Raw genomic sequence first — 16,355 nt, forward strand, 5'->3', positions numbered from 1 at the left:
AAAGTAAAAAAATGAAAAAATACATACTACTCAGCTTGTTCAGTTTTGTTTTTTGGGTTACTAATGCTCAAAAAAATGGTATTGCTCCACAAGATTTAAATGGCATCCGTGCCATTGGTTCCCCTGCTAATCCCAAAGTAAAAATGACTTGGGATCAGTACCATGATTATGCACAGGTGACTCAGCTAGGAAGAGATTTGGTGAAGGCCTATCCAAATTTAGTTAAAATGGAATCCGTAGGGAAATCCTATGAAGGAAGAGATCTTTGGGTATTAACGATCTCTGATTTCGATTCCGATAAAGTTGAAAACAAGCCTGGTTTTTATATCGATGGCGGAATTCACGCAAATGAAATGCAAGGTGTTGAGGTTGCCATGTATACGGCATGGTATTTAGCGGAGAGTTTTCAAACTATTAAATTCATAAATACTTTATTAAAAGAAAAGGTGTTTTATATTGTAATGACTATCAGTCCTGACGGGCGGGAAAATTTTATTTACAAACCGAACAACTCTAATACCTCTCGTTCAGGAATGCGTCCTTTTGATAATGATGGTGATGGTCTGGTGAATGAAGATACGCTTGATGATTTAGATAACGACGGGAATATCGTGATGATGCGCAGAAAATCAAAAACAGGACGATGGAAAACAGATCCTAAATATCCTACTCGCATGTATCAGGTCAAAGGAGATGAAATAGGAGACTATGAAATGTTAGGGTATGAAGGTTTAGATAACGATAAAGATGGTTTAGTAAATGAGGATTTGATTGGGACGTATGATCCAAACCGAGATTGGGGATGGAATTGGCAACCTAATTATGTTCAAAATGGGGCATTGTTTTATCCAGGCACACTTCCTGAAACCCGTGCTATAAAAGCCTTTATTATCAATCATCCCAATATTGCCGGAGCACAAAGCTACCATAATTACGGCGGAATGTTTTTAAGAGGTCCTGGCGCTGCAGAAGACGATGCGTTATTTGCTCCACAAGATATTGAAGTGTACGATAATATTGGAAAGTTAGGGGAAAAAATGATTCCCGGTTATAATTATTTTGTAATTCACAAAGACTTGTACACTGTTTATGGTGGAGAAATTGATTTTTTGTCTTTGACTCGAGGGATATTTACTTTTAGTAATGAATTGATGACTTCCTATAAGTTATTTAACCAAAAAAATACCGCTGGACGATGGGATAATGATGAATTCAATGAATTTGATAAATACCTGTTGTTTGGTGATGGCTATGTAGAATGGAAGGAGTTTAATCATCCGCAGTTTGGCGATATTGAAATAGGCGGTCCTAAAAAGAATTACATTCGGAATCATCCGGGGTTCATGATTCAGGAAGATGCACACAGAAACATGGCGTTTTCATTGTACCATGCGTATCAGACTCCAAAATTAGAAATTGTAGGTATTGAAACTGAAAAGCTTTCAGGGGATTTAGTTGCAGTGACTGCCACAATTATGAATACAAGGATCATTCCAACCCATTCGCGACATGATGTAAAAAACAAGATAGAGCGTCCTAATTATATCAGTTTAGCGGGTAGTACCGTTGTAGCGGGTATGACAGTTCAAAACGAAGATTTGAATTTATTTACAGAACAAAAATTCAGTCCAGAGACCATTGCAGTACCTATTATTGAAGGGATGGGTAATGTAAAAGTAAGATGGATCGTTAAAGGAAATCCTTCAGGAGCAACGGTAAACGTTTCCAGTGCCAAAGGCGGAACAGTCTCTGAAAAAGTAAAATAGATAATGTACTTATACAAAAGGAGATTATTAAAAGTTAATTTTGATAACCTCCTTTTTTATTTTGAAGAGTTGATGTTGAATGGAAATTATAAAAAAATAACGTCATTAATATTTATAATCTTATTTCTTCTATGTCTTTGATAGAATAGTTTATATGTTGAGAAAAATTATTAAATACAATAAAAATGAAAATTACAAATAGAGATATAAAAATATTTTTCTTAGGATTTGCTACCTTTTTTATTACCGAAACAATCTACGACTGGGATTCTACTATTGGTTCGATTAAAAGAGGTTGGGATGCGGGCTCAAAATAGATTTGTAGAAAACGAAATTTTTGACACTAATCTTTTCCTTTAAATAGAAGACATTTCCATTTAATAAACATTTATTCTGTAAATTATATTAAAATTAAATCGGTTTATATTTTAAAATCTAAAATAATAACTAACTTTGTATTCCAAAGTACTTTATTTATGAGCCAAAAACATCAAGAAGATTTATCGCATATTCGTTCCATGATGGAGCGCTCTTCCAGATTTATTTCATTAAGTGGCCTGTCAGGAGTATTTGCCGGGTTATTTGCATTAGCGGGATCATTTTATGTGTATCAATTGTTTAAAAATAATGGTATTGAATATTTTGATGGTAGTCAAAAGATGTATAGCTATGATTTAATAACCGAATTAGTTTTCATTGCTTTGGTGATTTTGATCTTAGCATTGGGATCCGGTATGTTTTTTACTTTGAGAAAAAGTAAAAAGTTTGATTTGCCGGTTTGGACTACTACTACAAAGAAGATGGTACTAAATCTAGCGATTCCTTTATTAGTTGGAGGCGTATTTTGTACAGCACTTTTATACCATCAATTATTTGCTTTAATTGCTCCTGTTACTTTATTATTTTATGGTTTAGCACTTGTTAATGCTGGAAAATATACTTTTTCGGATATAAGATACTTGGGTATATGTGAGATTATTTTAGGATGTATTTCCCTTTTTTATCTTGGATTTGGACTTGTTTTTTGGGCAATAGGATTTGGAATTTTGCATGTTCTATACGGATTAGTTATGTTCAAAAAATATAAATAGAAATGGGAATCATTGACACATTAAATAAAAGCTTCGAAAGTCGAGTCAGATTAGGTATTATGTCTGTTCTGATGGTAAACGACTGGATTGATTTTACAGAAATGAAATCGTTATTGAATAGCACAGATGGAAATTTAGCGAGTCATTCTTCGGCATTAGAAAAATCAGGATACATAGAGATAAAAAAAGAATTTTTCGGTAAAAAACCAAAAACCTCATATCGTGTTACCAATAGGGGTAGAGTTGCTTTTGTTTCGCACTTGAATAGTCTTGAAAAATTAATCAAATCCAAATAACTCGTTTTTTTAACTTTGTACTTTGAATTACAAAGTACTTTAAATTTTTATTATGAAAAAATTACATTTTATTTTAACCAGTAGTTTGGTTTTTACACTGCTTTTTTACAACGAGGATTTGGGTCTCAATTGGGCCATTTTCGGGATGGTGCAAACCGTCTTAATATGTTATTTTTTTCAAGAGAAATTCACCAGCAGGATGCATTTGCTTTTAGTAGTGACATCGGTTATGTCTTGCTTTGCATTTGCCTGGTATGGAGACCTTTCATCATTTTTTGCCATGGCTTTGTCGATTATTTTTTTACAATTCAAAACTCAGGAGCCAAAACTTAAATTGTTACAGGCTCTTCCTTTGGTGTTTATCAACGGAATCGCTTCGTTATGGCGCATATTTATGTTCAGCCAATATCTTCCTAAGCCAAAAATAAACAACGGTTTTGCTAAAAAACTGATTGCTTATTTTGTTATTCCATTCCTATTTCTTGGGTTATTCTTAATTGTATATTCTTTTGGAAGCGATCATTTTTCCTCTTTCTTTACTGATTATTATTTAGATATAGATCCTTGGCAAGTATTTGTACTGACCGTTTTAGGTTTTTTTATTTCATTCACTTTATGGAATTATTGGATTCCGGAGGTTTGTTATAAAAAGAATGATTTACTGGACAATGATTTTAAGGATGAAGCCAAAATGCAAAATCTAAATTCATTTTCATTTCTTGATTTGGATTTCGAAAGAAAGAGTGGCGAGATTACCTTAGTGCTTTTGAATGTTATGCTTTTGGTGTTTATAGCGACCTATAACTACGAGCAGTTTTTTGAAACAATTCAAACATCCACATTAAGCGCAGCTACTCACGAAAGAGTAAATGCTGTCATTTTTTCTATCGTTATGGCGGTAGGTGTGGTCTTGTTTTATTTTAAAGGAGGATTTAATTTTGATGTAAAAGCAAATAATTTGAAACGATTAGCTAAAATTTGGATTCTTCTAAATGGAATTTTAATTATTAGTACGCTCATCAAAAACTCCGAATATATTTCTAATTTTGGTTTTACCTATAAAAGAGTGGGTGTATTTGCTTTTCTGATTTCGGCAATTATTGGATTAATTTTTACCTTTTTAAAAATTATAAATCAAAAAACGAATGCCTATCTTTTCAGTCAAATGGTTTGGTATTTTTACGGAACGATTCTTTTATGCAGTTTTGTGAATTGGGGGAATCTAATTACAAATTATAACATTTCAGTAAACAAAGGGGTAGAGCCTATGTTTTTATCCGGATTAAATTTTAATGATGAAATACGTAGAGACTATTTTTTACGAAATAATTTAAATGGTCAATACATTGAACTTACGAGAGAGAAGGAAATTAGTCGCATGCAATCCAATTCTTTTTTGTCTAAAGCGTTGTATTATGAATTTGTAACTAGTAAGTAAAAGCAAAATCCCATTCAGATGTGAATGGGATTTTTTTTGTTTAATAATCGCCTCGTCCTTTAAATCTAGGATCATCTCTTTTGATAAATTCCGTTCTTCTTTTTGGTACTTCTGTTTTTGGTAAACTGGCTTCTTCGGTTTTGATCGAAGGTTCGATGAGTTCGTTTAATTCTTTGATTTCGGCATCAGTCAAATCACGGAAACGACCCACAGGAATGTCCAGCGAAATATTGATAATTCGGATGCGTTTTAATGCCGTAACTTCATACCCCAGGTATTCGCACATTCTACGAATTTGACGGTTTAAACCTTGTGTCAACACGATTTTAAAAATGGTAGAACTAATTTTTTCTACCTTACATTTTCGGGTGACGGTGTCTAAAATTGGTATGCCATTTCCCATTTTTTCAATAAAACGATCGGTGATGAGTTTGTTGACCGTTACGGTATATTCTTTTTCGTGATTGTTTCTTGCACGTAGTATTTTATTGACGATATCGCCGTCATTGGTCATAAAAATCAATCCTTCACTGGCTTTGTCTAATCGTCCTATAGGAAAAATACGTGTGGGATAATTAATGTAATCTACAATATTATCGCGAACCTCCAGATTTGTGGTGCATTCAATTCCTACCGGTTTGTAGAAAGCAAGATATACAGGTTTTTCATTTTTCTCACGGATTAGTTTACCGTCAATACGCACTTCATCATTTGGTGAAACTTTAGTGCCTAATTCCGGTACGACTCCATTGAGGGTTACTCGACCTTCTGCAATGATTTTGTCAGCTTCGCGGCGGGAGCAATACCCGGTTTCTCCTATGAATTTATTGAGTCGTTTTAGATTTTCTTCCATGATACAAAAGTAATGAATTTGGAAATAGTTATAGGAGTTTTGTATAATCTTTGTCATTTGGACAAAGCAGAAATGGCATAACGATCATACTATTCTGATGGTGTTTGTTCTACTCTGTTTCAAATAAAAAGTGGGAGACTTTTTTATACAACCCATCGTCATGCATGCTATGCCCTAACCCATTAGTTTCAATGAAAATAGAATTTTTCCAGGTGCTGGCTATTTTTTTTCCTTCTTCAAATAAAACAACTGTATCATTAGTGTCATGAGCGATTAATCCTTTTGTTTTTATTTTAGTAGCAAAATGCTTGGCTGAGAATTTTTCAAGTTTTAGTTTAAAATGGTGTAGATAATGTGCTTCAAGTCCTTTTGAAATTTTAGAGTTTAAACTCAACATTGCAATATAATTATCGAGAATAATTTTGAAATCACTCGGCGATCCTAAAATCACCATTTTCTCAATAGTGTTGTTTTGATAAACAGATTGATAATACAAGCAGGTTTTTCCTCCTAAGGAATGGCCAATTAGGTATTGCGGTTTAAATTTTTGAACTATAAAATCAATAGATTTAGCATATTGGGGAATATTAAATTCCTTTCCACTTGATAAGCCATGAGCAGGAGCGTCGATTGCTATGATTGTACTACCGGATTTTTTTAAATAGGGTACCATTTTTTTCCAGCGTGAGGCATTGCTTTCCCATCCATGCACGAGGAGTATTACAGTATTATTTCCTTTCCAAGTATAGGTTTGAATGTCGTGTCCGTTATGCTGAAAAGTTTCCGCATCTGTTTCTTGTAGTATTTTAGGAAGTTTTGCAGCAGTAAGCCTGCCTTCTCGGGGTTCGCTAAAAAGAGAATAAGCAAGTTGGGTTGCCTTGTCAAGAAATACGTAGCTTAATAAATTTACGTATAATCCAATAGTTTTAGTAAACAGATAATAAAGTATTTTTTTCATAAAAAAAAAGTCCCGATTGGTATCGGGACTTAACTATAATTAGAATTTAGAAAACAATTGTTCCATTTTCTCTTTTTCTTCGTCAGCCAATACACTGTCGACTAATATTCTTCCGGAGTGTTCATCAGTAATGATTTTTTTTCTGGAAGCAATTTCTACCTGTGTTTGTGGGGGTATCGTGAAGAAAGATCCTGCAGAGGCTCCTCTTTCGATAGAAACAACAGCTAAACCATTGCGAACACTTGTTCGGATTCTAGTGTATGCTTTTAGCAATCGTTCTTCTATTAAAGCTTGGTATTCTTGTGATTTCTCAGTTAAGAACGCTTCTTCTTTAGCTGTTTCTGCCATAATGGCGTCTAACTCTGATTTTTTATGCTTTAAGTGATTTGACTTCGCTTCTAATCTTTCTTTAGAACTAGAAATTACTTCTTTCTTGTGTTCGATTGAAGCTTTCATTTCTTTAATTTGTTTTTCAGACAACTGAATTTCTAATTCTTGAAATTCAATTTCTTTAGTCAACGAATTAAATTCTCGGTTGTTACGAACCGTTTCTTGTTGCTTAGTATATTTTTTGATGGACTCTTTGTGCTCATCAATTGCATTCTTTTTTACTTTGATTAGATCCTCAACAACTTCGAGTTCTCCTTTCAGTTTTTCTGAACGGGTGCTTAAACCTGCAACTTCATCTTCTAAATCGTCTACTTCTAAAGGAAGTTCTCCTCTTACGTTTCTGATTTCGTCAATTCTAGAGTCAATAAGTTGTAAATCATAAATTGCTCTTAACTTGTCCTCAACACTTAATTCTTTCGTATTCGCCATATTCTATAAGTACTTAACTGGATTTGAATTTTCTTCTGATAAAATAACTGCAAAATTAAGGATTTTTTTCCGAAGATACTCAACAATATAATTTTTTGTATAACGTTCGCTTTCAAAATGTCCTATATCGGCCAAAAGCAACTTGTTTTCGGCCTCATAAAATTGATGGTACTTCAAATCGGCAGTCAAATAGGCGTCTGCTCCGGCCTGAATTGCATTTTTTATGGCAAAACTTCCCGCTCCGCCAAGCACAGCTACTTTTTTAATTGTTGCACCTGTAAAACCGGAATGCCGAATTCCGCCGCACTCCATTTTTTCTTTTGCAAAAAGCAGAAACTCTTTTTCATTCATGGGATTTTTTAATTCGCCTATCATGCCTAAGCCAATATTTTGGTGTTGGTTTTGCAATTCATAAATTTCATAGGCCACTTCCTCATAGGCGTGGCTATTGAATAAGGCTTTCAGGATTTTTTTTTCTAAATGTTTTTCGAAAGTGACTTCGATTTTGATTTCGTCACCTTGTACAAATTCAAATCGTTCTCCAACCTGCGGATTGCTGTGCTCGTTTCCCATATAGGTTCCAATTCCTTTCGAATTAAAACTGCAATTAGCATAATTCCCAATCGTTCCCGCTCCTGCGTCAAAGAGGGCATTTCGTACTTCTTCCACATTTTTAGGAATCGTGTAGGTTACTAATTTCCGAATGAAGTTTTGCTTTGGAATCAGGATTTTAGTATGTATTAATCCTAATGCATCACTAAATATTTTATTTACACCTTCTTGATGATTGTCTAGCGCAGTGTGAACGGCATATATAGCTATGTCATTTTTTATGGCTTTGATAACAGCGCGTTCCACGTAGTTTTTACCCGTTATTTTTTTCAATCCAGAAAATAAGATGGGATGAAAACAAACCACCAGATTGCATTTTTTTGCAATTGCTTCGTCAATTATATTTTCTAAAGCATCATGGCAAACTAAAATACCTGTAGCCTCCGTTTCCTGATCGCCAACCAATAGTCCTACATTGTCAAAATCTTCAGCATAGGCGAGTGGCGCCATTTCTTCGAGTACGTCTATTATTTCTTTGATTTTCATGTTTTTGACTCTGATTTACACAGATATATATTTATACACAGATTTAAAGTTATTTTTAATTTGCGAAAATTTGTGAAATCTGTGTTAGATTTTTAAATCAAAGATAATTTATTCTACTTTCGTAAAATGAATTTACTTCGAAAATTACTATTCCCTTTTGCCGTTTTGTATGGTTTAGTAACGTGTATTCGAAACTTTCTTTTCGATAAAGGGGTTTTAAAATCATACTCGTTTGAATTGCCCATTATTGCTGTTGGGAATCTTAGTGTTGGAGGAACCGGAAAAACGCCCCAAATTGAATATTTGATTCGCTTGCTTTCGGATAAATATAAAATTGCTACACTAAGTAGAGGCTATAAAAGGCAATCTAAAGGTTTTATTTTGGCAGAAGCCACTTCGAATGCAGAAACCTTGGGAGATGAACCTTTTCAGTTTTGTCAAAAATTCCCATCGATTCAAGTTGCGGTTGATGCCGACAGAAAAAATGGAATAGAGCAATTGCTTTCGCTATCCATAAAACCAGAAGTGATTTTGCTTGATGACGCTTTTCAACATCGAAAAGTAAAAGCGGGTTTTTATATTTTATTGACTTCTTATGGTGATTTATATTCGGATGATTGTATGTTGCCAACCGGGAATTTACGCGAAAGCCAAAGCGGAGCGGCAAGAGCGAATGTGATTATGGTGACTAAATGTCCTCATAACCTTTCATTTGAGGAGCAGGATGACATTAAAAAGAGGCTAAAAGTTGGTAAAAATCAAGAATTATACTTTACTTTTATAGCATACGATGGTTATATTTATGGTGAAAATTTAAAGATAAAGGGGAATGAAATTCAAGATGCTGCTAAGGTACTAGTGGCAGGAATTGCAAAACCGGAACCATTTTTCGCCTATTTTAAGGATACTAATGAGGTCTGTTTGTCTTTTCCGGATCATCATAATTTTACCGATAAAGACATTTTAGAAATTAAAAAGTTAGCTCAAAACAACATGATTATCACTACCGAAAAAGATTATATGCGATTGAAAGGAAGTTTACCAAGCGGACAACTCTTTTATCTGCCTATAAAAAGTACTTTTATTTTCGGGAGTGAAAATTTTGATAAAACAATTACAGATTATGTGGGAACAAGTACAGGAAACCGTTAGTTACATTAAGCAAAGGATTGATTTTACGCCAGAATATGGTGTGATTTTAGGATCAGGATTAGGGAGTTTTACCGATGAAATGAAGGTAGAATATACACTGCCCTACAATGAAATTTTAAATTTCCCTGTATCGACGGTATCAGGTCATAAAGGGGCCTTGGTTTTTGGAACAATAGGCGGTAAGAAAGTAGTGGCAATGCAGGGACGGTTTCATTTTTACGAAGGCTATTCGATGACTGAAGTGACTTTTCCGGTGCGAGTGATGAAGTTTTTAGGGATTGAGAAATTAGTGGTTTCAAATGCATCAGGCGGTGTGAATCCGGCTTATAAAGTAGGCTCTATTGTGATGCTTACGGATCACATCAATATGACGCCGGAGCACCCTTTACGTGGGAAAAATGACGAACGTTTTGGACCTCGTTTTGTAAATATGAGTGAGCCGTATTCGAGAAAAATGATTGCAAAAGCGACTGAATTAGCTAAGCAACTTCATATCGAGGTTCATGAAGGAATTTATCTGGGGCTTCAAGGGCCTACTTTTGAAACTTTGGCTGAATATAGAATGGTCAAGATTCTTGGTGCAGATTGTGTTGGGATGTCAACCGTTCCTGAAGTAATTGTGGCCCGTCACATGGATCTGGAGACCTTTGGAATTTCTGTAATTACGGATATGGGTAATGAAGAAAGTATTGGCACTATTTCACACGATGAAGTATTGGAAGCAGCAAAAAAAGCTGAACCGCAAGTGAGGAGTCTTATTAAAGAATTGATTTTAAACTATTAATGACTAGATGTATTCAGCGATTGTTATGTAAAATTCCTCTGGGGCGAACGGTTTTGTAATGACTTCATTCATTCCAAAAGACAAGAGCATTTTGCGGTTTTCATGCAATGTGATCGCCGTAAACGCTATGATGGGGTGGTTTTATCAAATATTCTAATCAATTCTGTAGCGATTGTGCCGTTGATACCCGGTAAATGAGCGTCCATAAGAACCAAGTCAAATTTGCTTTTTCGAACTAAATCAATGGCATCTTCCCTATTGTCAACTAATTCACAAATGATTCCTTTATTGATGAGTATCTTTTTAGTGATCATTTGGTTGATTTTATTGTCCTCTACCAAAGTATTTTTTATTCAACAATTTTGAATCATAGTTTGCTTTTGGTTTGGTTTCTTCTTGTAGTGGTTGTTCGCTTATTTTAAAGTCCAGCAGGAATGAAAATGTAGATCCTTCTCCTAACAGTACTTTTTAGTTTAATTTGGCCGCCCAGTATTTTAATTAATTTTTTACGATAGTTAATCCTAGCCCCGTGACGCCATGTTTTTGATTTACTTCTATGGGACTTTGGGAAAAATTGTCAAAAACACTTGCCAGTTTATCTTCGGGGATTCCAATTCCGGTATCAGTAATTTCATAATATAAAGTTGCATTTTCATTCTGCAAAGAATGCAGTTTGGTAATTACGTGTACGGCTCCGTTTTGTGTAAATTTTAGCGCATTGTTGATTAAATTTCATTTGGGTTTTCTACCAATAACAAATGGGTAATTCCGTTGATGGCATTCAGAGGGGTTTAAAACTTGAAAATAAAGTCGCGCTCTTAGAGAACGTTTCTATGGCGTTATCATACTCTTTTAAATCAAAATAAATTTTACCCAGATTATAATTCTGAAGTGCTTGATCTTCTATGTTTTTATTTCGAGTCGCATAAAGGATTGCTTTTTGAGGGTGTAGCAGTGCCTCTTTTAATTGTTAGTTTGAATGCTGGAGTTCCTTAACTAGTGTAATATAAAATACTGTCCGTTTTCTCTGTAGATTGAGGAAACAGTGAGGAGTAAAAAACAATAATAAACACGAAAAAATAATTCATTTGTAATTAAATTTTTTCGTAGTTATTTTCTGTCAATAGTATTAGGTCAATTATTCTGGATGAATAACCAATTTCATTATCATACCATCCAACTACTTTTACCATTTTATCAATAACCGAAGTGAGTTGAGCATCGAATATACAAGAATTTTTATTGCCAATGACATCAACTGAAACAATTGGGTCCTCGGTATAATCTAAAATACCTTTTAAAGTAGTTTGTGCAGCATTTTTGAAGGCGGCATTTATTTCCTGTATTGTTACTGTGCGCTTTACATTGAATGTGATGTCAGTCAAGGAGCCGTCAGGGACAGGTACCCGGATGCCGCAACCGCCAATTTTACCTTCAAACTCGGGAAATATTTTTGTCAACGCTTTTGCAGCGCCAGTTGTTGTGGGTACAATAGATTGACTTGCTCCTCTGGCGCGACGCAAGTCTTTATGTGGTTGGTCGTGCAGACTCTGGTCTGTGGTGTACGAGTGAATCGTAGTAATGTAGGCTTGTTCTATACCGCAAAGGTCATTGATTACTTTGATCATTGGAGCGGCATTATTGGTAGTACAGCTGGCATTTGATATAATGGTTTCCGTTCCGTCAAGTATACAGTCATTGACACCTAAAACGACTGTTTTGATAGTGTCTACTTCTGATGGTGCGGAAAGGATTACTTTTTTGGCCCCAGCCAAGATATGGGCATTCAGCGCTTCAAAAGTCTTGTATTTACCTGTGGATTCGATTACGTAATCAATGTCTACACTTTTCCAGTCCAGATTGGAAATGGTTTTTTCATGGAAAAACAAAAAATGATTTCCGTCTACCAGAATTCCTTTTTCATCATCGCTGACCGTAAAGGGTAACACCCCGTGAATACTATCATATTTCACTAAATGGGCCATCGTTTTCTTGTCGGCAATATCATTTATGGCAACAACTTCTATTGAGGGATGGTTTAAAAGTAATCGGAATAAATTTCGGCCGATTCTTCCAAAACCATTTATGGCAATTCTTGTTTTCAAATGGATTCGTTTATTCATTTATTCGTTTATTTGGTTAAGCGATTAAACAAATAAACGAATAAACTATTTATAAAATATGTTTTTGTGCTTTATATGAGGAACGTACTAATGGTCCGCTTTCTACATGACGGAACCCTAGTTCTAAACCAAATTTCTCGTATACTGCAAATTGATCGGGTGTTATGAATTCTTTTACCGGCAAATGTTTTTTGCTGGGTTGCAAGTACTGACCTATTGTAACAATATCCACATTGGCTTCCCGCAAGTCCCGCATGGTTTGAAAAACTTCGGCTTCCTGCTCGCCCAGACCTAGCATAATACCTGATTTTGTTCTCTTAATTCCTTTTTCTTTCAAGTAGCGTAATACGGCTAAACTTCTGTCGTATTTTGCCTGAATGCGGACTTCACGGGTTAATCGGCGTACCGTTTCTACGTTATGCGAAACTACTTCAGGATTGGCTTCTACGATACGGTCAATATTTCTTTCGATACCTTGAAAATCAGGAATCAGCGTTTCCAGTGTTATATTGGGGTTCATTCTTCGAATGGCTTTTACGGTTTCTATCCAAATGATTGAGCCGCCATCTTTTAAGTCATCTCTGTCAACGCTGGTAATCACGGCGTGTTTGATATTCATGATTTTGATAGAACGCGCTACCTTCTCGGGCTCATCCCAATCTACGGTTTCGGGTCTTCCTGTTTTTACCCCGCAAAAACCACAAGAGCGCGTACAAGTGTTTCCCAGAATCATAAAAGTTGCTGTTCCTTCACCCCAGCATTCACCCATATTAGGGCAACTTCCGGAGGCACAAATTGTATTTAAGCTATATTTGTCCACTAAGCCACGAAGCTCAGTGTATTTTTTTCCTATTGGGAGTTTTACCTTCAACCATTTTGGCTTTGCAGTTGGTAAAGTATTTTCTAAAACTATTTCCATATTTAAATTTTCAAAGTACAAAGATAAGGAATAGAGTTTATTTGTAGATTCGTTTCGTTGTTTATTTGAATAAAGAGATACGGATACTTTGGCAGTACTAGAGTCGCTTTTCTTAGGAAGTAGTCGTTCTGATTTTCGGTATATCCATGCTTTTTGCTATGTTTCTCGAAATGGCGGCAAGGGATACCACTACCATCAGAGCTCAATTAGATTAAGGTACACTCGTAAAAAAAATCAGGTATAAAAAAGCTTCAAAATGAATGGAATCTTTTTTATATCTGCTATTTGTTTTCTATTTCATTTTTGGAATTATTCAATTTGTTAGAGTTTTATGGAATAATGAAGTATATGTTTTTCATGGTTGTGAAGATGTAGAAAATTCTCAAGGATATGTAAGTAATTATAAAGAAGGAGATATTATAGGAAGACCGTTAGTTTATTTTACTTTTTTTGGAATAGTGACGAGTCTGATAATAGACATATATTGAATTTAAAAAACAAGATAAACTTTTTAAGTAAGTTACCCTTTTTGATATTTCCAATAATAATTTTGAGGCTTTTATATTCTTTTGGTTTAGATAATAAATTTGAAAATCAAAAAATAGATTTGCTATATTCTTTAAGATAAATTTACCTTCTACTTTTAATGATTTCTGCCAATAATTTCTTGGCACGAAGCAACTTAATTTTGACATTACTTAGCGGCTCATCAATCTTGTTAGCAATTTCCTGGTAACTCATTTCCTGAAAATAACGCAACTGTATCACCTCTTGATAATGGGGTTTCAATTCTTTAATGAATTGCAGTAATCGGGAAAGATTTTGTTCCGTTATCAATTCATCTTCCGCAGATGGAGTAGTGTCGGCAATATTGTAGGCTTGCTGGTCGTGTTCATCGGTAATTTCTACAAAAAGACTCGATTTTTTTTTCCGCAATAAATCGATGTGAACGTTTTTTGCAATAGCAATAAGCCAGGTGTTGAACTGGAATTCCGCATTGTAAGTGGCTATTTTATCAAAAGCTTTCGAGAACGTCTCAATGGTGATATCTTCGGCATTGGTTTCGTTTTCGGTGCGTTTCAGCATAAAACCATATACTTCATTCCAGTAATGATTCAACAGAAAAGTGAAGGCAACTTGATCGCCTTGTTTTGCTTTTTCTATCTGTTCGTTTATTTCCAATGGACTGGTTTTGAGAATGTATTTGTTATAAAAATATTGATTTGAGTAAATAGCAATACCAATTCAATTATTGGATACCAATATACAACATCTTTTTCTTTTAATTTGCCTGCCGAAAATCCGATGACAATCCATGTTACAAGATACCGAAGCGCAATTAAACTAAGCACTAATATCCATTGGAATTGAAAAGACAGCAATACAATGGGCAATAAAATGAATAACAATTGCGAACAGTAAAACAGACCTAATTGTAATTTATCAAAAGGTTTGTAATAATTTGCCGTAGCCACATGTCGTCTTTTTTGAATCAGCCAGTCTTTGTAAGTTTTTTTTGGTCTGGAAAGCGTAATGCTTTCCGGCGTGAAAGCAATAGTGGTATTTCTAGCATTTGCCGCCTGGTTTACAAATAAATCATCGTCACCGGAACGAATTTGCATGTGATCAATAAAACCATTTACATTGAAAAACTCTTCTTTTTTATACGCTAAATTTCTTCCTACACCCATGTACGGATGTCCTGTTTTTGCCCAGGAAAAATATTGAATCGCGGTTAACAAAGTTTCAAAACGAATTATTTTATTCAGGAAAGAATTGGCAATTTTTTCATATTTCCCATACCCCAACACGATAGTTTTTTGCATCGTAAATTGAGAACTCATGGCTGTTATCCAGTCCTTTGAAGTGGGATAACAATCCGCATCAGTGAATAGTAAATACTCTTTTTTTGCGGCTTTTATTCCTAATGTCAACGCATATTTTTTGTTTCCCCAAAAGGCTTCGTTGTTTTGTACTTTTACCAAACGAATATTTGGATATTGTTTTTCAAAACCTTCAAAAATAGCCAGAGTAGCATCACTTGAGGCATCGTCAATCAAGACAATTTCAAAATCAGGATAGTTTTGTTCCGCCAGTAAAGGGATGAAATTTGCTGCATTTTCTTCTTCGTTTTTGGCACAAACAATAACTGAAATGGGGATTCTTTTTGGTGTTATTTTTTGGATTTTGGCGAAAGCAAATTTCCCAAAAACACCTAGATAATATAAAATTTGAACCGCAATAATAAAAATAAAAAAGTAAAGAATTAGTATAAGCATCTGAGTTTAATGAGTGTTTAAATCCCCGATCCCGAAGCTTCGGGACGGCAGAGTGCAAAGGTATGAATAGAATTATGAATTGTAAATTATAAATTATGATTTTTAAAAGAATTTATAGTAGGCATTTCTTCATCTCATTTGCAACTGCTATTGACTGAAAATCTTTTGTTTTTTCTAACTCAGAAATGATGTTTTGATGGTTTTTTTCGTCTCTGTTTTGAGATAATTTTTTTGTGGCTTGAATTTCAGTTATTTCAATTTCAAAGGCGACAATACCGCGAGTTTGCATCATGGTTTTTTTAGATAAATCTGCTATACGAATCGGGTTTTCAGAATTCTGTTCGTACTTATCGACCAGTTTTTTTAAGGATTCAATGATGGCTTCTCCTTCAATAATTTTTATTTTTCCGTACACATGAACCGCAATATAGTTCCATGTTGGAACATTTTCATGATCGTACCAAGAAGAAGAAATATAACTGTGAGGTCCGGAAAATACAGCTAAAATTTCGTCGTTGTCTATAAAACCATTCCATTGTGGGTTTTCTTTAGAAATGTGCCCACATAAAATTTCCTTGCCTTCTTTGTTGGTTTCCAGTTCCAAAGGAATATGTGTGGCACACAATTTCCCATTGGTTTGATTGATTAAAATACCAAAACTATTCTCTTGCAGAAATTTTTTGATTTCTTCCTGATTTTCGTTTTTGTAGATTTCTGGAGTGTACATTTTAGGATTGGGTTTTTGGGAATTAGGAATAGGGATTAGTAAAACGATTTTA

19 protein-coding genes are annotated in these 16,355 nt (G+C 34.7%); 7 read left to right on the forward strand and 12 right to left on the reverse strand.

Features of this window, described 5'->3' with window-relative positions; genetic code table 11:
* The first annotated feature begins 11 nt into the window (after positions 1 to 11).
* The 5 genes from EKM03_RS12010 (at position 12) to EKM03_RS12025 (ending at position 4,591) form a co-directional block, all read left to right on the forward strand.
* Positions 12 to 1,766 (forward strand): M14 family metallopeptidase, encoded by a 1,755-nt coding sequence (locus EKM03_RS12010; protein ID WP_126740479.1) that lies wholly within the window; start codon positions 12 to 14, stop codon positions 1,764 to 1,766.
* A gap of 185 nt (positions 1,767 to 1,951) precedes the next feature.
* The gene (locus tag EKM03_RS15410) at positions 1,952 to 2,083 is read left to right on the forward strand and encodes a hypothetical protein (protein ID WP_255416280.1); all 132 of its coding nucleotides are present in this window, start codon (positions 1,952 to 1,954) and stop codon (positions 2,081 to 2,083) included.
* A 159-nt stretch (positions 2,084 to 2,242) separates the two neighbouring features.
* Complete coding sequence (locus EKM03_RS12015; RefSeq protein WP_126453584.1) at positions 2,243 to 2,857, forward strand: hypothetical protein; 615 nt, start codon at positions 2,243 to 2,245, stop codon at positions 2,855 to 2,857.
* 2 nt (positions 2,858 to 2,859) lie between these two features.
* Positions 2,860 to 3,153: a transcriptional regulator gene (locus EKM03_RS12020; protein ID WP_126555067.1), complete on the forward strand. Its 294-nt coding sequence runs from the start codon at positions 2,860 to 2,862 to the stop codon at positions 3,151 to 3,153.
* A gap of 52 nt (positions 3,154 to 3,205) precedes the next feature.
* The gene (locus tag EKM03_RS12025; RefSeq protein ID WP_126740480.1) at positions 3,206 to 4,591 is read left to right on the forward strand and encodes a DUF4173 domain-containing protein; all 1,386 of its coding nucleotides are present in this window, start codon (positions 3,206 to 3,208) and stop codon (positions 4,589 to 4,591) included.
* Positions 4,592 to 4,631: 40 nt separating this feature from the next.
* Here EKM03_RS12025 and rluF read toward each other — a convergent pair whose 3' ends face one another.
* The 4 genes from rluF to EKM03_RS12045 all read right to left on the reverse strand — a co-directional run bounded on the left by rluF (position 4,632) and on the right by EKM03_RS12045 (position 8,319).
* Positions 4,632 to 5,444 carry a 23S rRNA pseudouridine(2604) synthase RluF gene (gene rluF, locus EKM03_RS12030; RefSeq protein WP_126461529.1) on the reverse strand — a complete coding sequence of 271 codons (813 nt, stop codon included), beginning with the start codon at positions 5,442 to 5,444 and terminating at the stop codon, positions 4,632 to 4,634.
* Positions 5,445 to 5,553: 109 nt separating this feature from the next.
* Complete coding sequence (locus EKM03_RS12035; RefSeq protein WP_126740481.1) at positions 5,554 to 6,402, reverse strand: alpha/beta fold hydrolase; 849 nt, start codon at positions 6,400 to 6,402, stop codon at positions 5,554 to 5,556.
* Positions 6,403 to 6,441: 39 nt separating this feature from the next.
* Positions 6,442 to 7,221 carry a zinc ribbon domain-containing protein gene (locus EKM03_RS12040; protein ID WP_126453591.1) on the reverse strand — a complete coding sequence of 260 codons (780 nt, stop codon included), beginning with the start codon at positions 7,219 to 7,221 and terminating at the stop codon, positions 6,442 to 6,444.
* A 3-nt stretch (positions 7,222 to 7,224) separates the two neighbouring features.
* Complete coding sequence (locus EKM03_RS12045) at positions 7,225 to 8,319, reverse strand: Nif3-like dinuclear metal center hexameric protein (protein WP_126740482.1); 1,095 nt, start codon at positions 8,317 to 8,319, stop codon at positions 7,225 to 7,227.
* A gap of 126 nt (positions 8,320 to 8,445) precedes the next feature.
* On the opposite strand from EKM03_RS12045, the gene lpxK reads away from it, so the two are divergent.
* Positions 8,446 to 9,471 carry a tetraacyldisaccharide 4'-kinase gene (gene lpxK / locus EKM03_RS12050; RefSeq protein ID WP_126740483.1) on the forward strand — a complete coding sequence of 342 codons (1,026 nt, stop codon included), beginning with the start codon at positions 8,446 to 8,448 and terminating at the stop codon, positions 9,469 to 9,471.
* Entirely contained in the window at positions 9,443 to 10,255 is an 813-nt protein-coding gene (locus tag EKM03_RS12055; RefSeq protein WP_126740484.1) for a purine-nucleoside phosphorylase, read from the forward strand. Before lpxK ends, EKM03_RS12055 begins: the two co-directional genes overlap by 29 nt.
* Before the next feature lie 125 nt (positions 10,256 to 10,380).
* Here EKM03_RS12055 and EKM03_RS12060 read toward each other — a convergent pair whose 3' ends face one another.
* From EKM03_RS12060 to EKM03_RS12095, 8 genes are all read right to left on the reverse strand, one after another.
* Positions 10,381 to 10,569 carry a response regulator gene (locus EKM03_RS12060; protein WP_126740485.1) on the reverse strand — a complete coding sequence of 63 codons (189 nt, stop codon included), beginning with the start codon at positions 10,567 to 10,569 and terminating at the stop codon, positions 10,381 to 10,383.
* Positions 10,570 to 10,753: 184 nt separating this feature from the next.
* Positions 10,754 to 10,981, reverse strand: coding sequence for an ATP-binding protein (locus EKM03_RS12065; RefSeq protein ID WP_126563856.1), 228 nt, complete (start codon positions 10,979 to 10,981; stop codon positions 10,754 to 10,756).
* 55 nt (positions 10,982 to 11,036) lie between these two features.
* On the reverse strand, positions 11,037 to 11,210 hold the full coding sequence (locus tag EKM03_RS15505) for a tetratricopeptide repeat protein (RefSeq protein WP_126562342.1): 174 nt from the start codon (positions 11,208 to 11,210) through the stop codon (positions 11,037 to 11,039).
* A gap of 139 nt (positions 11,211 to 11,349) precedes the next feature.
* Positions 11,350 to 12,360 carry a type I glyceraldehyde-3-phosphate dehydrogenase gene (gene gap, locus EKM03_RS12075; protein WP_126740496.1) on the reverse strand — a complete coding sequence of 337 codons (1,011 nt, stop codon included), beginning with the start codon at positions 12,358 to 12,360 and terminating at the stop codon, positions 11,350 to 11,352.
* A 67-nt stretch (positions 12,361 to 12,427) separates the two neighbouring features.
* Complete coding sequence (gene lipA, locus EKM03_RS12080; RefSeq protein ID WP_126453603.1) at positions 12,428 to 13,297, reverse strand: lipoyl synthase; 870 nt, start codon at positions 13,295 to 13,297, stop codon at positions 12,428 to 12,430.
* Positions 13,298 to 13,927: 630 nt separating this feature from the next.
* On the reverse strand, positions 13,928 to 14,479 hold the full coding sequence (locus EKM03_RS12085; protein ID WP_126461508.1) for an RNA polymerase sigma factor: 552 nt from the start codon (positions 14,477 to 14,479) through the stop codon (positions 13,928 to 13,930).
* Positions 14,470 to 15,576 carry a glycosyltransferase gene (locus tag EKM03_RS12090; RefSeq protein ID WP_126461505.1) on the reverse strand — a complete coding sequence of 369 codons (1,107 nt, stop codon included), beginning with the start codon at positions 15,574 to 15,576 and terminating at the stop codon, positions 14,470 to 14,472. The genes EKM03_RS12085 and EKM03_RS12090 overlap by 10 nt, the downstream gene beginning before the upstream one ends.
* 112 nt (positions 15,577 to 15,688) lie before the next feature.
* Positions 15,689 to 16,303, reverse strand: a complete 615-nt coding sequence (locus EKM03_RS12095; RefSeq protein ID WP_126740486.1) for an FMN-binding negative transcriptional regulator — start codon at positions 16,301 to 16,303, stop codon at positions 15,689 to 15,691.
* Positions 16,304 to 16,355 lie beyond the last annotated feature (52 nt).

The sequence above is a fragment of the Flavobacterium sp. GSP6 genome, assembly GCF_003984855.1.
In the GTDB taxonomy this organism is placed as follows: Bacteria; Bacteroidota; Bacteroidia; order Flavobacteriales; family Flavobacteriaceae; genus Flavobacterium.